Raw genomic sequence first — 20,686 nt, 5'->3', positions numbered from 1 at the left:
GTTTATTCCTCCTCAAAGGCAGCTTTCAGAACATCCAGGCGGGGATCGGTGCTTTGCAGCACCAGACGGGCAAAGGCGCGGGCAAAACGCAGGGCGCCGGCCTGCTGCAGGTGGGCGTCGTCGTGCTTGTCGCCGTGCCACAGGTAGAGGGATTTGGCGTGTTCGGCGCCGGTGGCCGTGACCGCGGCCGCCGTGGCGGCGCCCAGGTCCAGCCAGACCGCGCCGGCCTGCCGGGCAAACCGGGCCATCGCCTCGCGGTATTCGGGGAAGCTCGGGTGGCAGACACCGTTCTCATCGAAGATGCGCATCGCCACCGGAGAGACAAAAATGCAGGTTGCGCCGTGGCGCCGGGCCGCGTCGAGGTAGGGCTGCAGCGAGGCGCCAAACGCCTCGGGCGCCACATAGCGCTCGGCCTTTTCGCGGTAGGCATCGTTGTGGCCGAACTGGACCACCAGGTAGTCCCCGGGCCGCAGCGAGGCCTCAATATCCGCCAGGCGTCCCTCCTCCCGGAAGGAACGGCTGCTGCGGCCGGCCATCGCACAGTTGTCGATCGTCAGGTCGGGCAGATGGTAGCGGCGCTCCTGGGGGAAGGGGCAGCCGGGACGGGTATCCACCCGGCAGAGGTTGGCGCCGCGCAGGCAGCGCCAGAGCTGCTGGCCCCAGCCGGTCTGGGGGGCTTCGGCCTCGGTGTAGCTCTGAACCGTCGAGTCCGCGGCCAGATAGACCGTCGGCCTGGCCCGGAGCTGGGGCAGGACGTTGGCAAAGTCCATATCGCTTGCATAGTAGAAGGAGGGGTACCCCGGCTGGTTGTAGCAGTTGTTCTGCCAGGCCACGCCGCAGCGGTACTGCGGGTCATGCAGCAGGGTGAAGAGCTTGTGGTGGGTCAGGTCGGTGGAGGTGTAGATGCGGATTGCCGAATCATCCTCCAGGCGGAGCAGCAGTTCCTCGCGGAAATCGCCGAAGATGTCGGCCACCAGGCAGGGGTTGCCCTTGGTGCCGTTGTTGGTGGCGGTGCCGCTGGGCATCAGCATCGTGCCGTGGGTCAGGTCGTTGACCGCGCCGCACTTGGGGCCGTGCAGATAATCCCGGCCGTCGGTGACCTGGGTGGAGAGGTCCCCCGCCCAGTAGATCTTCATGTTGGTGCCGGGCGTTTCGAGGGGCAGGCGGTTGCCGCGGCAGTCGTAGACCTCCTTGACCCAGACCTGCAGGCCGCGGGTGGCGGGGTCGATCTTGCCGATCATGCAGCGGCCCAGATCTTCCTCGGCGTACTCGCCGAACCGGACTGCACCGGTCTCGGCATCCCGCAGTGCCCAGCCGTAGGGCGCATTTTCGGCCCCCTCAAAGACATTGAAGAGGTCAAGGCCCGGGCTGTCGGGGTCGATGTCGGCCAGGTGCATGGCATCGCCGTGGCCGAACTTGGCCGGGGTGCCGTCGGGCAGCGTTCCTTCGCTGGAATACAGCAGGCTGCCGTCATGGTCGATGACCGCGGCGCCGCAGACAATCTCCATGCAGCCGTCGCCGTCCACATCGCCGGTGGAAATGCTGTGGTTGCCCTGGCCGGCCAGCGCCCCGAACACCGGATCGCTGCCCCGCGCCAGGTGACAGCCCGCATCCCGGAAGGGGTTATCCATCGGCACAAAGCCGGAATCGACGCTCCACCGCTCCGAGAAATGGCCGTCACGGAAATCGTAGGCCACGAGGGTGGCGCGGGTATAGTAGCCGCGGCAGACAATCAGGCTGGGATGCTCGCCGTCCAGGTAGGCCACGCCGGAGTTGAACCGGTCCACCCGGTTGCAGGGCTCGATGCGGGGCAGCGCGTAGTCGCCCCACAGCAGGCCGTCGTCCACGCGGCCGAACTTGAAGGGAATGGTCTCGAGTTCGCGGCCGTCGCCGCCGAACATCGTCAGGTACTCGGGGCCGGAATAGATGAAGCCCTCGAACTTTTCCAGATGGTTGCGCTCGCTGCGGGAGGGGGCGTATTCCCGGATGAAATAGTCCGCCATCGCCTCGGCGTCCTGGCGGCTCAGCGGGTAGTCGTACCGCTGCGGGATGCCGAAACAGGCTTCCAGCGTGTCGGGCCAGCGGCCGGACCGGACCTCGGGATGATCCCGCCAGCCGGCAAAGACGTCGGCCAGGTGCAGCCGGTAGTCCTCGGCCGAGCAGACATAGTTGTCGCTGTGGGAATACCCGGCTTCCAGGTCGCTGCGGGGCATCGTGATGTAGCGCTGCCACAGCACCGTGCCGTCCGGCGCATAGCGGGTCATCCGGGTGCCGGGCGCGGTCTTGACCGCCATCTCGGCGCGGCCGTCCCCGTCAAAGTCATAGACCATGAACTGGGTGTAGTGGGCGCCGGCGCGGATGTTGGGGCCCATATCCAGCCGCCAGAGCAGCGTGCCGTCCAGCTTGCAGCAGTCAATCAGGCAGCGGCCGGTATAGCCCTTGATGGAGACATCCTGCGAGTTGTCGGGGTCCCATTTGACAAAGAATTCCATCTGGCCGTCGCCGTCCACATCGCCGACGCTCATATCGTTGGCATGGTAGACAAAGGGTTTGCCGTCGGGGGTGACGCCGCCTTCCGGTCTGTGGAGCGGCAGGTCATAGTAGCCGTCCGCCCAGACACTGACGGGATTGCAGGCGGTGCCCTTGTGCCCGGCATACACCGGCGCCACGGCATAGAGGTCCCCGGCCGTGCCGTCGGGGTCCAGGTAGTTGGTGCTGTCCGTCACATCGGCAAGGCGCACGCCGTTCTTGTACACGACAAAATCCGCGCCGGTCAGGCCGGTGGCGGAGTAGCCGTCCACCTCGGAGCGCAGCAGCCGCCAGCTCAGGAACACACCGGCGGAGGTTGCCACCGCGACCAGGCCGCGGTCCAGCGCTTCGAGCTGGGGATACAGCACCCGGGCCAGCGGGGTGGTCAGCACCGGGCTGAGTTCCAGCGTGGAGCCGGCCTCGTCCAGGGCCCGCAGCCGCAGATAATACGGGATATGCGTCGAGCGGACAAACCGGAACCGGCAGTCCCGGGTCTGGCCGGCCGTGCGGAAGCGGACGGTGTCGGACATCCGGTCGGACCATTCCAGAGCATAGCAGGCAGCCCCGGGGACCGGCTGCCAGCCCACGGTGGTCGAGCGGGCATCCTGGGCCAAAAGTGTGAGGTTCATCGAAAGATCCGCCTTTCTGTGCGTTTTTGTAAAAGAATGCCGCGCTGCGGCCGACAAAAAAGGCACCGCGAGAGTGCATCCGCGGTGCCTTTCCGGCCGATGCCGCAGGGGCGCGGCCTGATTCAGATAGGAATGAAATTACTTGTTGGTATCAGCAGCGTAGAGCTCGTTGACTTCCTCAACCAGCTGGGCACCGCCGCGATCCAGCCACTGCTGGGCAGCGTCATCCAGGCCGGCGTCGTCGATCTGGCCGCAGATGTACTGGGTGCGGGCGTCGTCGATGATCTGCTCGATATCGGTGCCGACTTCGGCGTTGGTGGCAGAGTTGGCGAGGTAGCCGAGCGCGGGGTTAAAGACGGCGTACTTCTCGTTGACTTCCTGGCAGGCCTCGGACTCGATCTGGCTCTCGGCCTTCTCGAGCGGATGAGACACGCTGGACATGTTGGGGATGTAGGCGACAGCCTGGTTCAGGCCGCAGTTGGGGGTCTGAGAAGCGTCGTAATCGGGGTTCAGGACGACATTGCCGTTCTCGTTCAGGTCATAGCTGATGCCCTCGATGCCGTAGTCGGCCAGTTCGAGCATCGGATCGTCGTTCATCTTGTCCAGGAAGGTCAGGCAGTTCTTCAGATCTTCCTCGGTCTTGGCGCCAGACTTGGTGATCAGGTAGAAGCCGTTGTAGCCGCTGGTGGCCAGGGTGCGGGGCTCACTGTTGGCATCCTTGGCGATGGGTCCGACCATCGTCATCGTGGCGGTGGTGGAGGGATCCACAACGCTCGCTACGTTGTTGCTGGTGAAGTAGTTCCAGATACGCTTGGCACCGTCCATGGTGTCCAGGAAGCAGCCGGCTTCGCCCTTCTTGCAGCCGTCCTCCCAGGTGGAGGTGTCGACGGTTGCCCAGTCGGGACGGACCAGACCGTCCTCATAGATCTTGCGCATCCACTGCAGGGCTTCCTTGTACTCGGCCGTCTGATGGACCGGGACCAGTTTGCCGTCCTGCTCGACCCACTCGTTGCCGCAGCCGAACCAGGTCTGGATCACGTCCAGAGGTCCGGTGTACTTGCACAGCTCGAGGCCGTAGGTGTCGTCCACGCCGTTGCCGTCCGGGTCATCGTAGGTGAAGGCGTAGAGCATGTTGTAGACATCCTCGATGGTCTTGGGAGGCTCGGTGATGCCCACGGCTTCCGCCCAGTCGGTGCGGTAGGCCAGGCCGTAGCGGCCGATGGCACGGGTACGGGGGATGCCGATGATCTGTCCGTCAACGGTCAGGCCCTTCAGAACGTTCTCGTTGGCCTGGCTCAGGTTGGGGTAGCTCTCGCTGTCCTGCAGGTAGCTGCTCAGATCCCAGAACGCGCCCTTCTTGGCGGCGTCGACGATGTTGGCATCCAGCGCGCCGGAAGCGGTCAGGATCATCGGCATGTTGTCCTTGTCCATCAGGGTCAGGCCGAACTTGTCCTTGTAGGTATCGTTGGCCTCAAGACGCCATTCGACGGTGGTGTTGGTGTAATCCTCGTAGGCCTGGATGACCTTGTCGGAGTTGTCGTTGGCGAACTCGGTGCCGTAGAAGGTGGGGATCATAAAGGTGATGGTCGGGCGGCCGCTGGATTCCGAGGCGCCCTCGGCGGTAGCCGAAGCGGCGCTGGAAGAGGACGAGCTGCCGGAACCGCCGCAACCGGCCAGGGCAGTGACGGCCATCGCGACGCTCAGGGTCAGGGCGATTTGCTTTTTCATGAGTTGTTTTCCTCCTTTTTTTATAACACGCAGACTGCGTGATGAAACCGGATAACGGGGATCAGCCCTTCACGGAGCCGACCATGATGCCCTGGGTGAAGTACTTCTGAACGAAGGGGTAAATGCAGAGCATCGGGACCGTGGCCACGACGGTGGTGGCCATCTTGATGGATTTGGCGGGCGGCATACCGGCAGCGCCCCAGTCGAAGGTGCTGTCCTGAGTGATCTTGTTGGTCAGGAACACCATGCGGCGCAGCACGATGGTCATCAGTTCCATGTCGGGGTCGTTGATGTACATCATGGCGTTGAAGTAGGAGTTCCAGTGACCGACCGCGTAGAACAGCGCGACGGATGCCAGCACGGGGGTGGACAGCGGCAGGATGATGCGCACAAAGGTGATCAGGTCATTGGAACCGTCGATGATGGCGGCCTCCTCCAGTTCGTTGGGCAGTCCCTGGAAGTAGTTCTTGATGATGATCATATTGAATGCGCTCATGGCACCGGGCAGCCACAGGGCCCAGAAGGTGTTGCCGAGGTCCAGGATGTTCATGACCAGGATGTAGCTGGGCACCATGCCGCCGGAGAACAGCATGGTCACGATGACCATGTTGATGAAGCCGTTGCGGCCCTTGAGATAGCTGCGCGAAAGCGGGTAGGCCAGCGTGCAGGATACGAACATGTTGATCAGCGTACCCACGATGGTGACCAGGAAGGAGTTCTTGAGGCCGCGGAAAACCGAGCCGTCCTTGAGGATGTAGGAGTACGCATTGAGGGAGAATTCGTGAGGAATCAGGAAGAAGGGGCGCTCGGTCAGTTCCTGCTCGGTGGCGAAGGAACCGGCGATGACGTAGATAAAGGGCAGCACACAGAGCAGAGCAATGAGTGCAATCAGAACATAGAACAGCACCTGCACCGCCTGATCGCCCGGCGAGCGCTTTTCCAGGGTACCCGTCGCACGGATGGCGTTGGGGTCCTGTTTCTGATGGATGATGCCAGACATGACAGTACCTCCTTGCGCTTAGTACAGGCCGGATTCACCGAACAGCTTGGCGATCTTGTTCGCGCCGACGACCATGACCATACTGACGATGGACTTGAACAGGCCGGCAGCCGTGGCAAGGGAATACTGTCCGTTGACGATGCCTTTGGTGTAGATGTAGGTGTCGAACACGTCGGAGACCGAGCGGTTCATGGCGTTCTGCATCAGGAAGATCTGTTCGTAGCCGGTGTTCAGCAGCGAGCCGACCTTCATGATGAGCATCAGGATGATGGTGCCGCGGATGGCGGGCAGCGTGACGTGCCACATCAGCTGCCAGCGGCCGGCGCCGTCGATCTTGGCGGCTTCATACAGCTGGGTATCGACGCTGGAGAGGGCCGCGAGGTAGATGATCGTGCCGTAACCGGTCTCTTTCCAGAGGTTCTGACCGACGATCATCGTCGAGAAGAGCTTGGGATCGGACATGATGTCGGGGGCGTTCTGTTTGCCGAACACCTGGACCAGCATATGATAGGCGACACCGTCGGTGGTGGAGAAGAGCTGATAGGTCAGCGCCGCCACAATCACGATGGAGACGAAGTGCGGGATATACACCAGCGTCTGGGAAAAGCGCTTGAACCATTTGCAGCGCAGCTCGTTGAGCAGCAGTGCGAGGATGATCGGCGCCGGGAAGGCGAAGATCAGGTTGGCCAGCGAGATTGCCAGCGTGTTGCGCAGCAGACGCCAGAAATCCGGGCCGGTGAAGAGTTTTTCAAAGTACTTCAGTCCGGCGAAGGGGCTGCCGAACAGCGCCTGGATGGCGGTGTCGCCATTGTAGGGGCTGAAGTCCTCGAACGCCATGACCAGGCCTGCCATCGGCGTGTAGTTGAAAATGAGCATGTACAGGATGCCCGGGATCATCAGAATGTACAGCCAGTAATGCTGCATGAACGCTTTGCGCCAGGTGTTGTGCCCGAGCTGCGCATAAGCGCGTTTGTCCTGCTTGGTCCGAGCACCGGCCGCTTTACCTGCCGTCAGTGTTTTCGCCATTGAGGGTTCCTCCTTTTTGTTGTTCCCTGCTGTTTCCGCACCGCCGCAGCCGGCTTGGACGCCGCGGAAGAGGGACTCTGCGCAGGGCCGCCCGTCCGGACGGCTCCCTGCTGCCTTTAGTCAAATTTTACGGCACCCTTTTCGGTATTTCAACAATCAAATCCTCTCATCTTTTTGACTACATTTTTCGCGTATTTACGCAAAATTATCCTCATATTTCCGGCGAAATAATCCCAAACACTCCCGTGCATATTGTCAAGTGTTTCTGCGCGTAGTTGGATAGTTTTTATATAAACCGCCAACGGTATTTATGCAATGCGCTAAAGTGTCAAATTCTCTTCTCGGCCCGGAATTTCACACAATCTTCAAAAATGTGCAAAAGGAAACCGCCCCGCAGACAGCGGAGCGGAAGGGACGTTTTCCGGCTGTCCGGGCAGCCGGGCACCAGGGGTTTTACCGGGTTGCGAGGTCCAGTTCCACCCCGCTGTGCAGCGGGCGGAGCTGCTCCCCCAGGATGGTCTGCATCCGCTCGAAGGCGGGCAGGCCGGTGCAGTGACCGGTGTAAAAGACCGTGTTGTGCCGCGCGAGTTCCCGGGCTGTCTCGTCGATGACATCCAGTTCCTCGCAGTCGTAGGGCTGTTTCTTCATCATATGGAATCCGCTGATCACGACGTCGGGGTCGCCGCCGAAGAGGTCGCGGTAGCGGTCCAGGATGTTCAGGATGCCGTTGTGGGCGCAGCCCGACACCAGCACCCGGTGTCCGTCCTGGCTGACCACCAGGCACTGCTCGTGGGAGAAATCGTCCTGCAGGGTCTGACCGTCCCGCCGGACCCGGAGTGAGAGATTGCTCTGGGGCCAGAACCGCCGGCCGGTGATGCCCGCGAACAGAAAGAGCTCCCCGTCGATGCGCAGATCGCCCCGGACCGGGCGGACCTGGGGCAGCGCCGTGATGGCCTTGTCGATGCCGATGTAGCGGTCGCCGTGGTAGAAATCGCCGTCGGCCCCCGCCTGGAGATAGATCGGCGCCCCGGGATTGAGGGCGGCAAAGCGGAGCAGACCGCCCGCGTGGTCGTAGTGGCCGTGGCTGAGCACGACGGTATCGACGCGGGTCAGATCAATGCCGAGCGCCTCCGCGTTGTCCGCGAAGGCGCCGGTGGAGCCGGTGTCCATCAGCAGCCTGTGGTCATGGGTCTCGAGATAGAGACTCAGGCCATGTTCGCAGGCGCAGCGGGGATCACCGGGGGTATTTTCGATCAAAGTCACAATACGCATGGATGGTACCTCCCTTCCCGGCCGGGACAGCTCGCCGCGGCCGGTCTGTTTGACTGTATTATAGCGGTTCCATCCAAAAAAGCAAAGAGGTTATTTCTGGCAGACCGTGAACGCCGCCACACTGCAGGGCGGCAGCACGGCCGTGAAGCCGGTTTCGGTCGGCGTGACGGCAAGCGGCGCCGGACGGACAGCCTCGGGGCGGTCAAAGGTGTTGTGGTCGAACGGCGCACCGGCCAGGACCCGGGCCGTGACGCCGGCGGCATGGATGCCGCCCAGCAGGCAGTTGACCGGCACGGGCTCGGTGTCGTTGAGGTTGGCGGCGGTGACCAGCACGGTGCCGTCCGACTGTTCGCTGGCCGAGACATGCAGTTCGGGGACCTGCTCCTCGTCGCGGCGCAGCATCCGGGTTTCGGCATAGCTTTCCAGCTGGCGGGCACCCTGATGCCCGCTGTACATCGCAAAGACATGGCTGGTGGGCGTCAGGACCACCTTGTCGCCCTCGGTCAGCAGCATTGCCTGCAGCACATTGACGAGCTGCGCGATGTTTGCCATGACGACGGTATCGCAATGGTTGTTGAAGATGTTCAGGTTGACCGCCGCCACCAGGGCGTCCCGCATCGTGTTCTGCTGGTAGAGGAACCCGGGGTTGGTTCCCGGCTCGACATCGTACCAGGTGCCCCACTCGTCGACGCACAGACCGATGGGCCGGCCCTTGGCAAAGCGGCGGATAATGCGGCTGTGGTTTTCCACCAGTTCCTCCATCCGCAGCGTCTTGTGCAGCGTGGTGTAGTAGGCGTCGCGGTCAAAGTCGGTGGCGCTGCCCTTGTGCTGCCAGTCCGGGCCGGGGACGGTGTAGTAGTGCAGGCTGACGGCGTCGATACACTGGCCGGCGCGCTCCACCACGGTGCGGGTCCAGTGGTAGTCGTCCACATTGGCGCCCGAGGCGATCTTGTAGGGCACAAGGCCGGCATCGTAGGAGCGCAGATAGGTCGCATACTGGCGGCAGAGGTCGGCGTAGTATTCGGCGCGCATCGTGCCGCCGCAGCCCCAGGCCTCGTTGCCGATGCCCCAGTACCGCACACCGAAGGGCGCTTCGCGGCCGTTGCGGCGACGCAGGTCCGCCATCGGCGAGACGCCGGGCATATTGCAGTATTCCACCCAGTCGGAGAACTCCTGCACGGTGCCGCTGCCCACATTGCCGGACAGGTAGGCTTCGCAGCCGAGCTGTTCGCAGAGGCTGAGGAACTCGTGGGTGCCGAAGGCGTTGTTCTCGGTCACGCCGCCCCAGTTGGTGTTGATGATGGTCTTGCGCTCGCTGCGGGGGCCGATGCCGTCCCGCCAGTGGTAGGTATCGGCAAAGCAGCCGCCCGGCCAGCGCAGCACCGGGATGTGCAGCGTTTTCAGCGCCTGCAGGACGGCGGGGCGCAGCGCGCCGTCCTGGTCAGCGATACCGCCGTAGATGCAGCGGCCCAGATGTTCGGAAAACTGTCCGTAGATCGTTTTGCGGATCGTGCCCGCCGAGCGTGCGGCGTTGACAATCAGATAGGACATGACGGTGCCCCCTTCAGCGTTGGATCATCCGGGTGGCGAACGGGGCCAGTTCAGCCCGCACATCGCCCTCCGGTGTGTGGATGACGGTGGTCTGTGCTTGTTCGGTGTTGTTGATGACCACAAGGCGGCGGGCAGCCGGGAACCAGGCACATTCGCAGGCCGCATTGTCGGTCAGGTACGGGACACGGCTGCTGTCGGTCCCGGTGGCCCAGAGCATCAGGTTGAGCAGCATCCGGGCGTTTTCGGGGCTGTAGGCAAAGCCGGCCAGATATATGCCACGGCCGCGGCCGAAGGTGTGGGTGGCAATGGCCGGGCAGCCGTCCTGTTCGGCCAGGACGCGGGTCTCGCCGTCCGTCAGGTAAAGGTGGTCGCGGGTGCAGAGGGTGGCGCCCTCGGGGATCAGGCCCTCCACGAGGTCGGCCTGCACGGGCCAGCGGCCGTGACAGACACGGGCGCCGGTGTCCTCGTCCACGCCGAGGGCGCGGGCCATCCGGAAATAGTCTCCCCAGCCCGGCACGGCGGTGGGCTCATTGACGCCGATCAGCACGCCGCCCTGGGCCACCCAGGCGCTGAGCGCCGTGACCAGCGCGGCATCCTGCCAGGCATCGCCGCCGCTCCAGGCCGTGCCGGCGCGGCCGGCGTTGATGACCACATCGACGCCTTCCAGCTTGCCGGCCTTGACATCCTCAAAGCTCAGGAAGCGGGTCTCGACCGGCAGGCCGGAGAGCGCCTCGTTGATGTGGATGAGGTCGTGCATGTAGGTTTCATGGAAATGGCCGGAGAGCGTCCAGGGGCGCAGTCCGCCCCAGCTGTGCAGCACCGCCACGGTCAGCGGCATCGTGTAGACCTCGCCGGCGGCGTGCAGATCCCGCACCTCGCGGAACTCATCGGCCAGATCGGCGATATACTGGACAAAATCCGGGAAATCCTTCACCAGGTGCAGGTAGCCGCCCAGCCCGATGCGGTCAATCGGGGCACGCAGCAGGGCGCGGCGGACATGGTTCCAGTACGCGCGGGCATCGCGGGTGGGATCGCCGCCCTCGGTGAAGGTCGGCGCACCGCCCAGCCCCACCGGGAAGAGGTAGGGGTGCAGGCGCAGTTCATGGACCTGGGCGGGCACACCGGAGCACATCCGCACTTCATAGCCCGAGAACACGCATTTGATGATGCCGTCAAACCCGATGGACGGGAAATAGGGGCCGTAAGGCTCGACACCGATCCAGCTGTCGTCGTAAAAGACATAGGCCTTTTTGCCGTACTGATGGACCAGGTCCACCAGCGTGCGGCCGTAGGAGGCCACAAACCGCTGGGTGAACGCCATGTAATCCCGCTTGTGGGCCGTGGGCGGCTGGTGGGTGACCTGGAAGTTGCCCTTGTTGATGAAGTCCTCCGCCGTGAGCTCGTAGCCGTACTCGGCCGCGAAATCCGCCAGCGCCTGCTCCGACACCGTGAAGTCATAGCTGCCCCAGTCGGTGAAGAGGCTGCGGTTGCGCTCGTCGGAGCCCCAGATCCAGACAAAGTTGTAGAACAGGCTCGTGAACCGGACCACCGTCGTGTGGGGGTGGGTTTCGCACCAGTTGCGCAGCCAGTCGGTCAGGAAGGCGCGGGCTTCGGGGCGGCGGGGATCAATGGGCATCAGGTGTTCCTTGTCCCAGTGGTTGGTCAGATGGTTGTACATCGAGATCTCTTCCCAGATCCGATAGGCCAGGAAGCTGACCGTATAGCTGTGGTAGGGCGTGGGATGGTCCACGACGACGCAGCCGGTGCCGGGCTGCCAGTGCCAGGCGCCGGCGTCCAGCAGCGTGCCCTCGGTGCGGTCCCAGACCTGCCAGTACCGGCGGGCGGTCTCGCCGTCATTGACGCGGAACTGCTCGTCAAAGAAATCCGCGAGCAGCGCGACCGACAGCGGCCCCTCCCCTGCCAGGCAGGGCCGGGTGGTCAGGAAGGTCTGCTGCAGGCAGTCGGGATGTTCGCGGGCCCACTCGTTGTGGTCCCGGATCAGGCAGATCGTCGAGTAGATCGAATAGCCGGCATCGAGAATCTCGTCGGACAGTTCGGTGCCGTCGCTGTCGCGGATGACATCGGCGCCCCAGCGGTCGGCCAGTTCCAGGGTCAGCGCCTCGCATCCGGCTTCGCCGGGCAGCGTGAACCCGCCTTTCTTGGTTTGTTTCATCGCAATTCCAACCTTTCTCCTTCAAATCTGCACACGGCGGCAGATGGCCGCCCCCTGCGCCCGGGTCAGGACCCCGTTCAGGTCCGCGCCGGCGTCAATCCAGCCGGCCTGTACGGCCTGGTCGGCGACGGCCCCGGCGGGCAGCGGCCGCCGGGCCGCATAGCCGGGGCGCAGCACCTCCAGGAACTCCGCGAGCGTCACGGACTGCCCGGGATGCAGGCAGCCGTCGGCGGTCCAGTGTTCGGGGATCAGCCCGCTCTGCACCGCGCTCTGGACCGCTCCGGCAAAGGGAGCCTGGCCCACCACATCGGCAAAGGGGCTTTTATAGCCGTTGACCGGGAACAGTTTGAGCGTGGCCGTGATCTGGCACAGCGCGTCCGCCCGGGTCAGCGGGGCATCGGGCTGCTGCGTCTCATACACGGCAAAGGGTGTTTCCCCGGTGGGCGCGGCGTCAGCGGGCGGCGTCAGCGGGAGCATCGGGCCGGACGGTTCGCGGACCGGAACGGCCGGAGCCGGACGCCCCGCCAGCGCGCAGAGCCGCCCGGCCACAAAGGCTGCAAAGCGGCAGGCGCCGAAATCGTTGGTGTGGGTGTAGTCGCCGGGATAGAACCACCGCTTGGAGCGCTCCCGGCCCTCGGCACAGATGCCTTCCATCGCATAGCCGTGCAGGTCGATCACCGGGACCTGTTCCTGCCGGCCCAGATCAAAGACCGCGGCCGCATATTCGGCCAGCAGGTCGTTGTACCGGCCGTCGGCGGTCCAGGTGTTGCGCGCCAGCGGCGTGACCAGGACGGGCTGTGCGCCCCTGGTCCGGATGGCCCGCAGATAGCCGCGCAGCCGTTCGGTGTAGCCGCCCCGGGCAGCGAGATGCGGGAGCTTCTGGTCATTGTGGCCGAACTGCAGCAGGCAGAAGTCCCCCGCCCGCAGCCGCGGTTCGACAATGGCCCAGTGGCCGCCCTCGGTAAAACTCTCGGTCGTCAGGCCGGAGTGGGCATGGTTGGAAACGCACCAGTCCCCCGGCAGGAACCGGCCGAGCATCTGGCCCCAGCCCGCATAGCTGGAGCCGGGGGCATAGGGCAGGCCCGCGCACTGGTCGGTGACGGTGGAGTCCCCCATCAGGAACACCCGCGGCATCGCAGCGGGCTGCAGGCACACCGCCTGCAGGTCTGCCCCCGTCACGGCCAGATCGGCCGCCGCATTGAGGGCGGGCTGTGTCTCGCCGTCCGGCACAAGCGGCGTCACATCGAGCGGGAAGCGCAGTTCCCGCACCTGGCCTTCTGTCAGGGTGCCCTGCCACATCAGGCGGCGGCGTCCCGCAAAGACCCGGACCGGTCCGCCCCGGCCGCACAGCCGCAGCGAAACCTGATAGGTCCCCTCGCCCGGCAGGTCGGCCCGGAACCAGACCGGCAGTTCCCGTCCCGCCAGGTCGGCGGCGGGCAGGCAGGGGGCGGGGCTGGCCGCAACACCCCGGGGCCCGGCCGCAAAGCCCGCGCACCAGCCGCCGTACCACCACATCGGCTGCCAGTTGGCGGCCATCTGGGGGGTGTGCAGCCGCGGGGCATCCTGCAAGGCGGCGGCGTCCACAAATCCGGCTCCGGTGCTGCGGCGGTAGGACACCGCCGAACCGGGCACGGTGAAATCAAAGACCGTCTGCATCTTACAGGGCCCCGTCACTGCGCATCTTGTCGTAGTTCAGCACGCCGGACAGGAAGGCCAGCGCCAGGCCCTGGCCCCAGCCCTGAATCCAGTCACGGCTGATGCCGCGGTAGCCCTCGCGGTCCTTCATGACGGCCGTGCCGCCCGAGACATGGAGCACCCGGCCATCCTCGCTGATGTTCTGCAGGATGCCGCCGATGGACTTATTGATATACTTGATGTGCAGCGGGTTGCCCTTGGCGATCATGGCCGCCGCAATGCCCGCCGAGGCGCTGATCTCCTCGTAGGATTCGGGGTCGTCCACGATGGTGCGCCACAGGCCGTTTTCGGTCTGGAGCAGCTTGAGGGCGGCCAGCTGGTCGTTGAGGCTGCCCACCACGTCGAGGAATTTGGGATAGAGGTAGCACTCCGGCAGGCGCAGCCCCACCTGGGACATCGTGTAGGCGGCCCAGGCGTTGGCGCGGCCCCAGAAGATGCCCGACATATGATCGCCGGTCAGGTTGTTGTAGCCGTGATAGTACAGCCCCGTGGCCGGGTCCTGCAGGTATTTGATATGCCAGTAATACTGGTTCAGCGCGTCGTCGATGAGGGCGGCGTCCTTGAGCAGCACGCCCATCCGCAGCAGGAAGAAGGCAGCCATGAACAGCGTGTCGGCCCAGGCCTGCTCGGGGAAATCGTTGTTGACCGAGACGGTGTGCTGCAATACCCGGTCACCGAACCGCAGGGCCTTGTTTTCCAGATAGTCCACCTTGCTCTTGGCGATGTTCAGGTACCGCTCGTCGCCGGTGTGCTCATACAGCGTGATGAGGCAATGTCCCATCGAGCAGGTGTTGACGGTCCACTCGGGCAGGCCCAGCTCGATGTATTCGTCCACACGGTCCTGCACGAGTTTGAGGTACTCCTGCTTGCCGGTGACCTCGTAGGCCTCGCAGATGCCGTAATAGGCCACACCGCAGGGCCAGTCCCAGGTCATGTCCATCCGCATCGTGCGCGCCACCACGGCGTCGATGGTCTGTTCGATCTGTGCTTTGTCAAAAATCAATCCTGCCATCTGATCATCTCTCCTTTTGCAATCCGGCCCCGCGGGCTCCTTCGACAGTTGCTTTTATTATGCACGCCGTCCCGGGCATCGTCTTGGCCTTTTCAGACGATTTCTGTGCAATTTCGATCATTTATAAATTGGGGCGTGGGGCGTTTTCTCCATGATTCAGGACGATTCTTCCATGTATTCCGGGCAGACTTGTCCGTTTCGCACAAATTATGCACTTTTGGTTTGTATGAACTGCACATAAATCGCCGTTTTTGGCAAAGAAGGGTGGTTTTTTCGGCGGACAGGGCGTATAATGGGGCCATTCTATCCGGAAGGAGAATCCGCCATGTCCCGGCCGCCGCGCACCGTCATTGAGTACCGCAACTATGAACTGCCCGCCGATTTTCCGATCCAGATGCTCAGCGGTGAGAACTGGCGCATCTCGGACGTGCCGTCCGGCGTGCTGCATTTCCACAACTGCCTGGAGATCGGCCTGTGTGAGAGTGACGGCGGATTCCTGGGGTTCCGCGGGGAGCAGCGGGCCTTCCGGGCGGGGGATGTGACGATCATTTCCGGCGATGTACCGCACACGACCTGGTCGGACCCCGGCACCGCGAGCAAGTGGAGTTATCTGCATCTGGACCCGTTCGAGCTGGTGCGGCCGCTCTTTCCGGCCGAGGCGCTGCCCAACGGCGAGCTGCTGCAGCAGGCCGTGCAGGGGCATTATTACATCCTTTCGCCGCAGGAATATCCGGCGGTGCAGTCGCTGGTCCGGTCCATGCTGGCCGAGATGCAGCAGCGCCAGATGGACTATGCGATCAGCGTGCGGGGGCTGTTCGTGGCGCTGGGCGTTGAGCTGATGCGGATCACCGCCCGGCGCGAGAGTGCCCGGCTGGCCGCGACGATCCCGGTGGCCCCGGCGCTGGAATACATCAACCGGCACTATATGGAGGATTTCCCCATCGAGACACTGGCCCGGCTGTGCGGCATGAGCCAGTCGCATTTCCGGCGGGTGTTCCGGGAACTGCTGTCGGTGGGGCCGCTGGAACACCTCAACCGCACCCGCATCCTCAAGGCCTGTTCGCTGATGCGGATGAGTGAGGATTCCATCCTGTCCATCTCGGGGCAGGTGGGGTTCCAGTCGCTGTCCAGCTTCAACCGGCATTTCCTGGCCGAGATGGGCACCACGCCCAGCCAGTGGCGCAGTGCGGCCGGCAACAATCCCAAGACTTCCATTCTCAAATACCGCGGCTGGATGACGCCGCCCAAGGACTGAGTCCGGGAGGGACCATGATGCAGGAGTATTGGATCACCGAATACGGCGCCGTCGCGGACGGCGTGACCAACTGTGCCGCCGCCATCCAGGCCGCGGTGGATGCCGCCGCACAGGCGGGCGGAGGCCGGGTCATGGTGCCGGCGGGGCGGTTTCTCAGCGGCAGCGTGATGCTGCGCTCCCATGTGGAGCTGCATCTGTGCAGCGGCGCGGTGCTGCAGTCCAGCCTGCGGCCCGAGGACATCCGCCCGTTCCGCCATGCCGACGCCGACGACGCGATGGACGGCTGGAACGGCGGCTTTTTTCTGGGGGCCTGCGGCGGGCAGGACATCACGATCTCGGGCAGCGGCGTCATTGACGGGCAGGGGCGCCGGGTATTTTTTGACCGCAACGAGGACAACGGGTTCGGGGAATGTCCCAAGGCCGCGGCGGCGTTCCGCCCGCGGATGATCCTGCTGGAGGACATCACCGACCTGACGATCCGGGACGTGACGCTGCGGGATGCGGCTTTCTGGACGCTGCACATGGCGGGATGCCGCCGCGTGCGCATCCGGGACATCCGCATTCTCAACGACGACCGGGGCGCCAACAACGACGGCATTGACCCGGACTGCTGCCAGGATGTGATCATCAGCGGCTGTCTGATCCACACCGGCGACGATGCGATCGTCGTCAAGGCGACCGGGCCGATGACCCGCCGGTACGGGCCCTGCTGCAACGTGACCATCACGAACTGCGTGCTGCACTCCCGGGATTCCGCGCTGAAGATCGGCACCGAGACCTGCGGCGACATCCGCAACATCACCTTCGGGGACTGTCTGGTGAAGGACTGTTCCCGGGCCGTCGGCATCTGGGTGCGGGACGGCGGCACCGTCGAGAACATCCAGGTCCACCATCTGGTCGGGGCCGTGCGGCGGTATGCCGACCGCTATTCGGTGCCGGGGGCCCCGGGCTGGTGGGGCAAGGGCGAAGCGCTCTTTGTCAACGCGACCCGGCGGGCCGGGCAGGACAACTTTCCCGGTGTGATCCGCAATGTCAGCTTTGACCACATCACGATGAAGGCGGAGAGCTGCCTGTTCTTTGCGGGGGAATCCTACGCCCCGCTGTACAACATCCGGGCCGAGGCGGTGGACCTGACGCTCTGCCGCCAGGGCACCCAGCCCGGCGGGCTGTTTGACGAACAGCCGTCGGCGCGGCATCTGTACCCCCATGAGATTCCGGCACTGTATGCGCGCTGTGTGCAAGGGCTGCGGGTGCGGGACTGCCGGGTGCGGTCGGGCGGACCGGGCGACTGGAGCGGCCGTCCGGCGCTGCTGGAGGACTGTCCCGGCGCCGTCGTCGAACTGGATGCCGAGTGAAAGGAGTCTGCCATGGAGGAAGCCACCCAGCCCAAGGTCTGCCGCTGTCTGCTGCGGGACATGACCGGGGAGAATGACTATCTGCGGAGTGTGGAGCGGTACCGCGCCACGATGCCGCGCCGTCTGCGCACCCCCGACGCGCTGTACGAGACGCGGCTTGCCTGCTGCCGGGACTGCGAGGCGCTGCAAAACGGCACCTGCATGCAGTGCGGCTGCTATGTGGAGATGCGCGCCGCCCGCAGCGACATGCACTGTCCGCTGACGGAGCCGCGCTGGTAAACAAAACGGCACGCCGGAAAAGCCTTCTGCGCTTTCCGGCGTGCCGTATTTTTGATGGAAGGGCGCACCTTCCCAGACCCTCGCCGGTCATGCCGAACAGCGGGGGTCCGGGGCAGGCGGATCAGTCCCTGCCGCAGGCGTGCAGGAACTCTTCGACGGTCAGGAAGACGCCCTCGTACCCCAGACGGGTACAGAGCTGCGTGACGTGGGGCGGGTCCAGACGGGCGGCCTGCAATGCCTCAGCGTCCGAAAAGACGCGGCGCGGCGTGCCTTCGGCCACCACGCGGCCCTGGGCCATGACGATGACCCGCTCAAAACATTCGGCCACAAAATCCATATCGTGCAAAATGGCCAGCACCAGCTTGCCGCGCTGCGACAGGGTGCGGACAATCTCGGCGATGCGGCGGCGGCCGCGCACATCCTGGGCGATGGTCGGCTCATCCAGGATCAGCACATCGGGGTCCATGGCCAGCACCGAGGCGATGGCCACCATCTTGCGCTCATAGAGTTCGAGGTCGTAGGGGTTGCGGTCCTCCAGGCCGGCCAGGCCGGTCATGGCGAGTGCTTCGCGGGACTTTTCCCGGGCGGTCTTTTCGTCCATGCCGATGTTCAGCGGGCCGAACATGACCTCGTCGAGGACGTTGTAGCGGAAGATCTGGTCGTCGGGGTTCTGGAACACATAACCGACCTGGGCGGCCAGCGATGCGACGGTGCGCCCGGCGATGTCCTCGCCGCGGAACCGAATGACGCCGCCTTCGGGCCGGAGCAGGCCCTTGAGCAGCTTGACAAGCGTCGTTTTGCCGGCGCCGTTCTGGCCGATGATGGCGGTGGGACGGGCGTCCAGCGTCAGGCTGATTTCATGGAGCACCGGCGTGCCGGGCCGGTAGGAGAAGCGCAGCTTTTCGATCTCAAAGAGAACGGGGCGGGTCTCCACGGGGACGGCGGGCGGCGGCTGGATGGACTCGACGCGGTGCAGGCGGCCGGCGGCCTCCTCGGCCGTGACGGGATAGCTTCCGTCCGGCAGGGCGGCGCCCAGCGCACGGCAGATCCGCGTGAATGCCGGGGGCTGCACCCCCAGCTCCTCGAGGTCGGTGCGGGAGAAGATCTTCTGCGGGGTATCAAAGGCGATCTGCCGGCCCTTGTGCAGCAGCAGGATGCGGTCGCAGTAGGCGGCAATCTTCTCGATCTTCTGCTCAATCATCAGGATGGTGATGCCGCTGCGGGCCAGCTTGTCCACGGTGCGGAACACTTCCTCGCTGCCCTGCGGGTCCAGCTGGGAGGTGGGTTCGTCCAGCACCAGGATGTCGGGGTTCATGACCAGCACGCTGGCGATGGCCACGCGCTGCATCTGGCCGCCCGAAAGGTCAAAGGGGTTGCGGTCGCGGTACTGCCAGATGTCCAGCAGTTTGAGGGCTTCCTCGGCGCGGCGGTGCATCTCCTCCCGGGGGACGCCCAGGTTCTGCATTCCGAAGGCAACTTCCTCATAGACGTTGTCCTTGGCGCCGGAAAGCTGGTTGAAGGGGTTCTGAAAGACAAGGCCCACCTTGCAGCACAGTTCCGAGATGGGGGTGGTCTCGGCGGGCAGGTCCTCGATCAGGACACGGCCGCCATAGGCGCCCTTGTAGAACTGGGGCACCAGACCGATCAGGGCCTGGCTCAGGGTGCTTTTGCCCGCGCCGTTCTCACCGACAATGCCGATGAACTCGCCCTTCTCGACCGTGAAGCTCAGCCCGTCCAGGGCCAGCGACTCGGTGTTGGGGTAGCGGTATTTGAGGTTTTCCACAGCAATCACAGGCATTGGACAATCCTCCACAGCAGTGCGGCCGCAATCATGGCAAGCAGCACGACAGTGATGGGGGTATCCCCGCGGTGCGGCGTGCGGTCGGCAAGGTAAGTTTTTTTCTGTTTGGCGGCAAATCCGCGCACTTCCAGCGCCACCGCGCGTTCCCGGGTGTTGATGAGCGAGCTCATGACCACCGGCGAGATCAGCGGCAGGAAGGCCTTGGCGCGGGTCAGCAGACTGCCCTCGGTTTCCAGGCCGCGGCTGCGCTGGGCATCGGTGATGGTGTTCATCGTGCCGGTCATCTGGGGCACGATCTGGAACACCGAGGTGATGATGTAGCCCATCCGGCGGGAGAAACCGCGCTTTTCCAGTTCCTCGACCAGCTCGGAGGGCTTGGCCGAGAGCACCAGAATCGCAAAGGAGAGCAGCATGTTCAAAACGTTGCAGCCGATGTGCAGCGCATACAGCAGACCCTCGCGGTAAAAGTGCAGCGGTCCGATGCTGAACAGGATGTTGCGGTTGCTCTGGTTGAACAGGCCATGGATCAGAAAGATGGTGATCAGGATCGTGAAGGAGAAGGCTATCAGCGGAACCACCCGCTTGAGCAGCCTGCCGCTGGCCAGCACCGCCAGACTGAGGGCGATGAAGATGGCAAAAAAGGACAGCTTGCCCACCAGCAGCGGCACACTGATGGCCGTGGCAATGTACGCCAGCTTGGTAAAGGGATGAACCTTGCACAGCCAGCTGCCGTTATCCACATAAAGACTGATACTTTTCATAGCTTACTCGAGGTGTTCGATCTTGGCGTTGGCGTCGTAGAGGGCCGTCAGTTTGCGGGGCAGGCCCTTGAGGACAAAGTAGACAACGATGAGGGTGATGATCTTGTCGGGAACATCGACGACGATCTCATCCAGGAAGGAGCCCAGCAGGGTGGAAAGGCCGGCGGCCTGGGTGGCGGCGAACACCATATCGCCCCAGACATTGCCGGTGGTGCCGCCCCAGAAGATGACGTTGAGCGGGGTGGAGATCAGCACGGCCACAAAGCCGGCCACGCAGGCGGTGATGAGCGCCTTGGGGAAGGACTTCATGAAGCCCAGGCGCGCCATGATGCCGGCGGCCAGGCCGATGCCCAGGCTGGTCAGCGCATAGATCAGCGTGATGTTGTCGCCGGCGGTCAACCCGTAAATCAGGTTGTTGGCCGCGCCGCAGATGCCGCCGATGATGGGGCCGCCCAGGCAGCCGCCGATGCAGGTGCCGATGGAATCCAGCCAGAGGGGCAGTTTGAGCAGGCTGGCGAACATCTTGCCCAGATAGTTGATGCCGATGCAGGCCGGGATCAGAACGATCGTTGCCGCATCAAATTTGGTCTTGAACAGATTCACGGGATATTCCTCCTTTA

Annotated in this window: 15 protein-coding genes; 3 read left to right on the top strand and 12 right to left on the bottom strand. The window is 64.1% G+C overall.

The features are described 5' to 3' along the window. Positions 1-2 precede the first annotated feature (2 nt). The 9 genes from C4885_RS03215 to C4885_RS03175 form a co-directional block, all read right to left on the bottom strand. Positions 3-3,158 (bottom strand): GDSL-type esterase/lipase family protein, encoded by a 3,156-nt coding sequence (locus C4885_RS03215; RefSeq protein WP_113998971.1) that lies wholly within the window; start codon positions 3,156-3,158, stop codon positions 3-5. Positions 3,159-3,296: 138 nt separating this feature from the next. Next, on the bottom strand, positions 3,297-4,886 hold the full coding sequence (locus C4885_RS03210; protein ID WP_113998970.1) for an extracellular solute-binding protein: 1,590 nt from the start codon (positions 4,884-4,886) through the stop codon (positions 3,297-3,299). 61 nt (positions 4,887-4,947) lie between these two features. Beyond that, positions 4,948-5,886 carry a carbohydrate ABC transporter permease gene (locus C4885_RS03205; RefSeq protein WP_113998969.1) on the bottom strand — a complete coding sequence of 313 codons (939 nt, stop codon included), beginning with the start codon at positions 5,884-5,886 and terminating at the stop codon, positions 4,948-4,950. 18 nt (positions 5,887-5,904) lie between these two features. Then, positions 5,905-6,912 (bottom strand): sugar ABC transporter permease, encoded by a 1,008-nt coding sequence (locus C4885_RS03200; protein WP_242979463.1) that lies wholly within the window; start codon positions 6,910-6,912, stop codon positions 5,905-5,907. Between the two features lie 453 nt (positions 6,913-7,365). Next, positions 7,366-8,184 (bottom strand): MBL fold metallo-hydrolase, encoded by an 819-nt coding sequence (locus tag C4885_RS03195; RefSeq protein WP_113998968.1) that lies wholly within the window; start codon positions 8,182-8,184, stop codon positions 7,366-7,368. 90 nt (positions 8,185-8,274) lie between these two features. Continuing rightward, positions 8,275-9,735, bottom strand: a complete 1,461-nt coding sequence (locus tag C4885_RS03190; protein WP_113998967.1) for an alpha-N-arabinofuranosidase — start codon at positions 9,733-9,735, stop codon at positions 8,275-8,277. Positions 9,736-9,748: 13 nt separating this feature from the next. Then, positions 9,749-11,908 (bottom strand): 1,3-beta-galactosyl-N-acetylhexosamine phosphorylase, encoded by a 2,160-nt coding sequence (gene gnpA, locus C4885_RS03185; protein ID WP_113998966.1) that lies wholly within the window; start codon positions 11,906-11,908, stop codon positions 9,749-9,751. A 21-nt stretch (positions 11,909-11,929) separates the two neighbouring features. Next, on the bottom strand, positions 11,930-13,564 hold the full coding sequence (locus C4885_RS03180; RefSeq protein WP_113998965.1) for a GDSL-type esterase/lipase family protein: 1,635 nt from the start codon (positions 13,562-13,564) through the stop codon (positions 11,930-11,932). A 1-nt stretch (position 13,565) separates the two neighbouring features. After that, positions 13,566-14,615: a glycoside hydrolase family 88 protein gene (locus C4885_RS03175; protein ID WP_113998964.1), complete on the bottom strand. Its 1,050-nt coding sequence runs from the start codon at positions 14,613-14,615 to the stop codon at positions 13,566-13,568. 325 nt (positions 14,616-14,940) lie between these two features. Here C4885_RS03175 and C4885_RS03170 point away from each other — a divergent pair, with 325 nt between their 5' ends. From C4885_RS03170 to C4885_RS03160, 3 genes are read left to right on the top strand one after another with little or no spacing between them, the layout of a single operon-like run. Further along, positions 14,941-15,870, top strand: coding sequence for an AraC family transcriptional regulator (locus C4885_RS03170; RefSeq protein ID WP_158538791.1), 930 nt, complete (start codon positions 14,941-14,943; stop codon positions 15,868-15,870). A 14-nt stretch (positions 15,871-15,884) separates the two neighbouring features. Beyond that, a complete protein-coding gene (locus tag C4885_RS03165; RefSeq protein ID WP_113998962.1) occupies positions 15,885-17,225 on the top strand; it encodes a glycoside hydrolase family 28 protein in 1,341 nt (446 codons plus the stop codon). A gap of 12 nt (positions 17,226-17,237) precedes the next feature. Continuing rightward, on the top strand, positions 17,238-17,504 hold the full coding sequence (locus C4885_RS03160) for a DUF6171 family protein (protein WP_113998961.1): 267 nt from the start codon (positions 17,238-17,240) through the stop codon (positions 17,502-17,504). 121 nt (positions 17,505-17,625) lie between these two features. On the opposite strand, the gene C4885_RS03155 is transcribed toward C4885_RS03160, so the two are convergent. Genes C4885_RS03155 through C4885_RS03145 form a run of 3 tightly spaced genes read right to left on the bottom strand, consistent with a single transcriptional unit; the run spans position 17,626 to position 20,669 of the window. After that, positions 17,626-19,302 carry an ABC transporter ATP-binding protein gene (locus tag C4885_RS03155; protein ID WP_113998960.1) on the bottom strand — a complete coding sequence of 559 codons (1,677 nt, stop codon included), beginning with the start codon at positions 19,300-19,302 and terminating at the stop codon, positions 17,626-17,628. Further along, positions 19,293-20,066, bottom strand: coding sequence for an energy-coupling factor transporter transmembrane protein EcfT (locus C4885_RS03150; RefSeq protein WP_113998959.1), 774 nt, complete (start codon positions 20,064-20,066; stop codon positions 19,293-19,295). The genes C4885_RS03155 and C4885_RS03150 overlap by 10 nt, the downstream gene beginning before the upstream one ends. A gap of 3 nt (positions 20,067-20,069) precedes the next feature. Then, positions 20,070-20,669, bottom strand: a complete 600-nt coding sequence (locus C4885_RS03145) for an ECF transporter S component (protein WP_113998958.1) — start codon at positions 20,667-20,669, stop codon at positions 20,070-20,072. Positions 20,670-20,686 lie beyond the last annotated feature (17 nt).

The organism is Subdoligranulum sp. APC924/74 (assembly GCF_003324125.1).
Lineage (GTDB): Bacteria > Bacillota > Clostridia > Oscillospirales > Ruminococcaceae > Gemmiger > Gemmiger qucibialis.
This window is presented reverse-complemented; position numbering and strand designations above follow the sequence as displayed.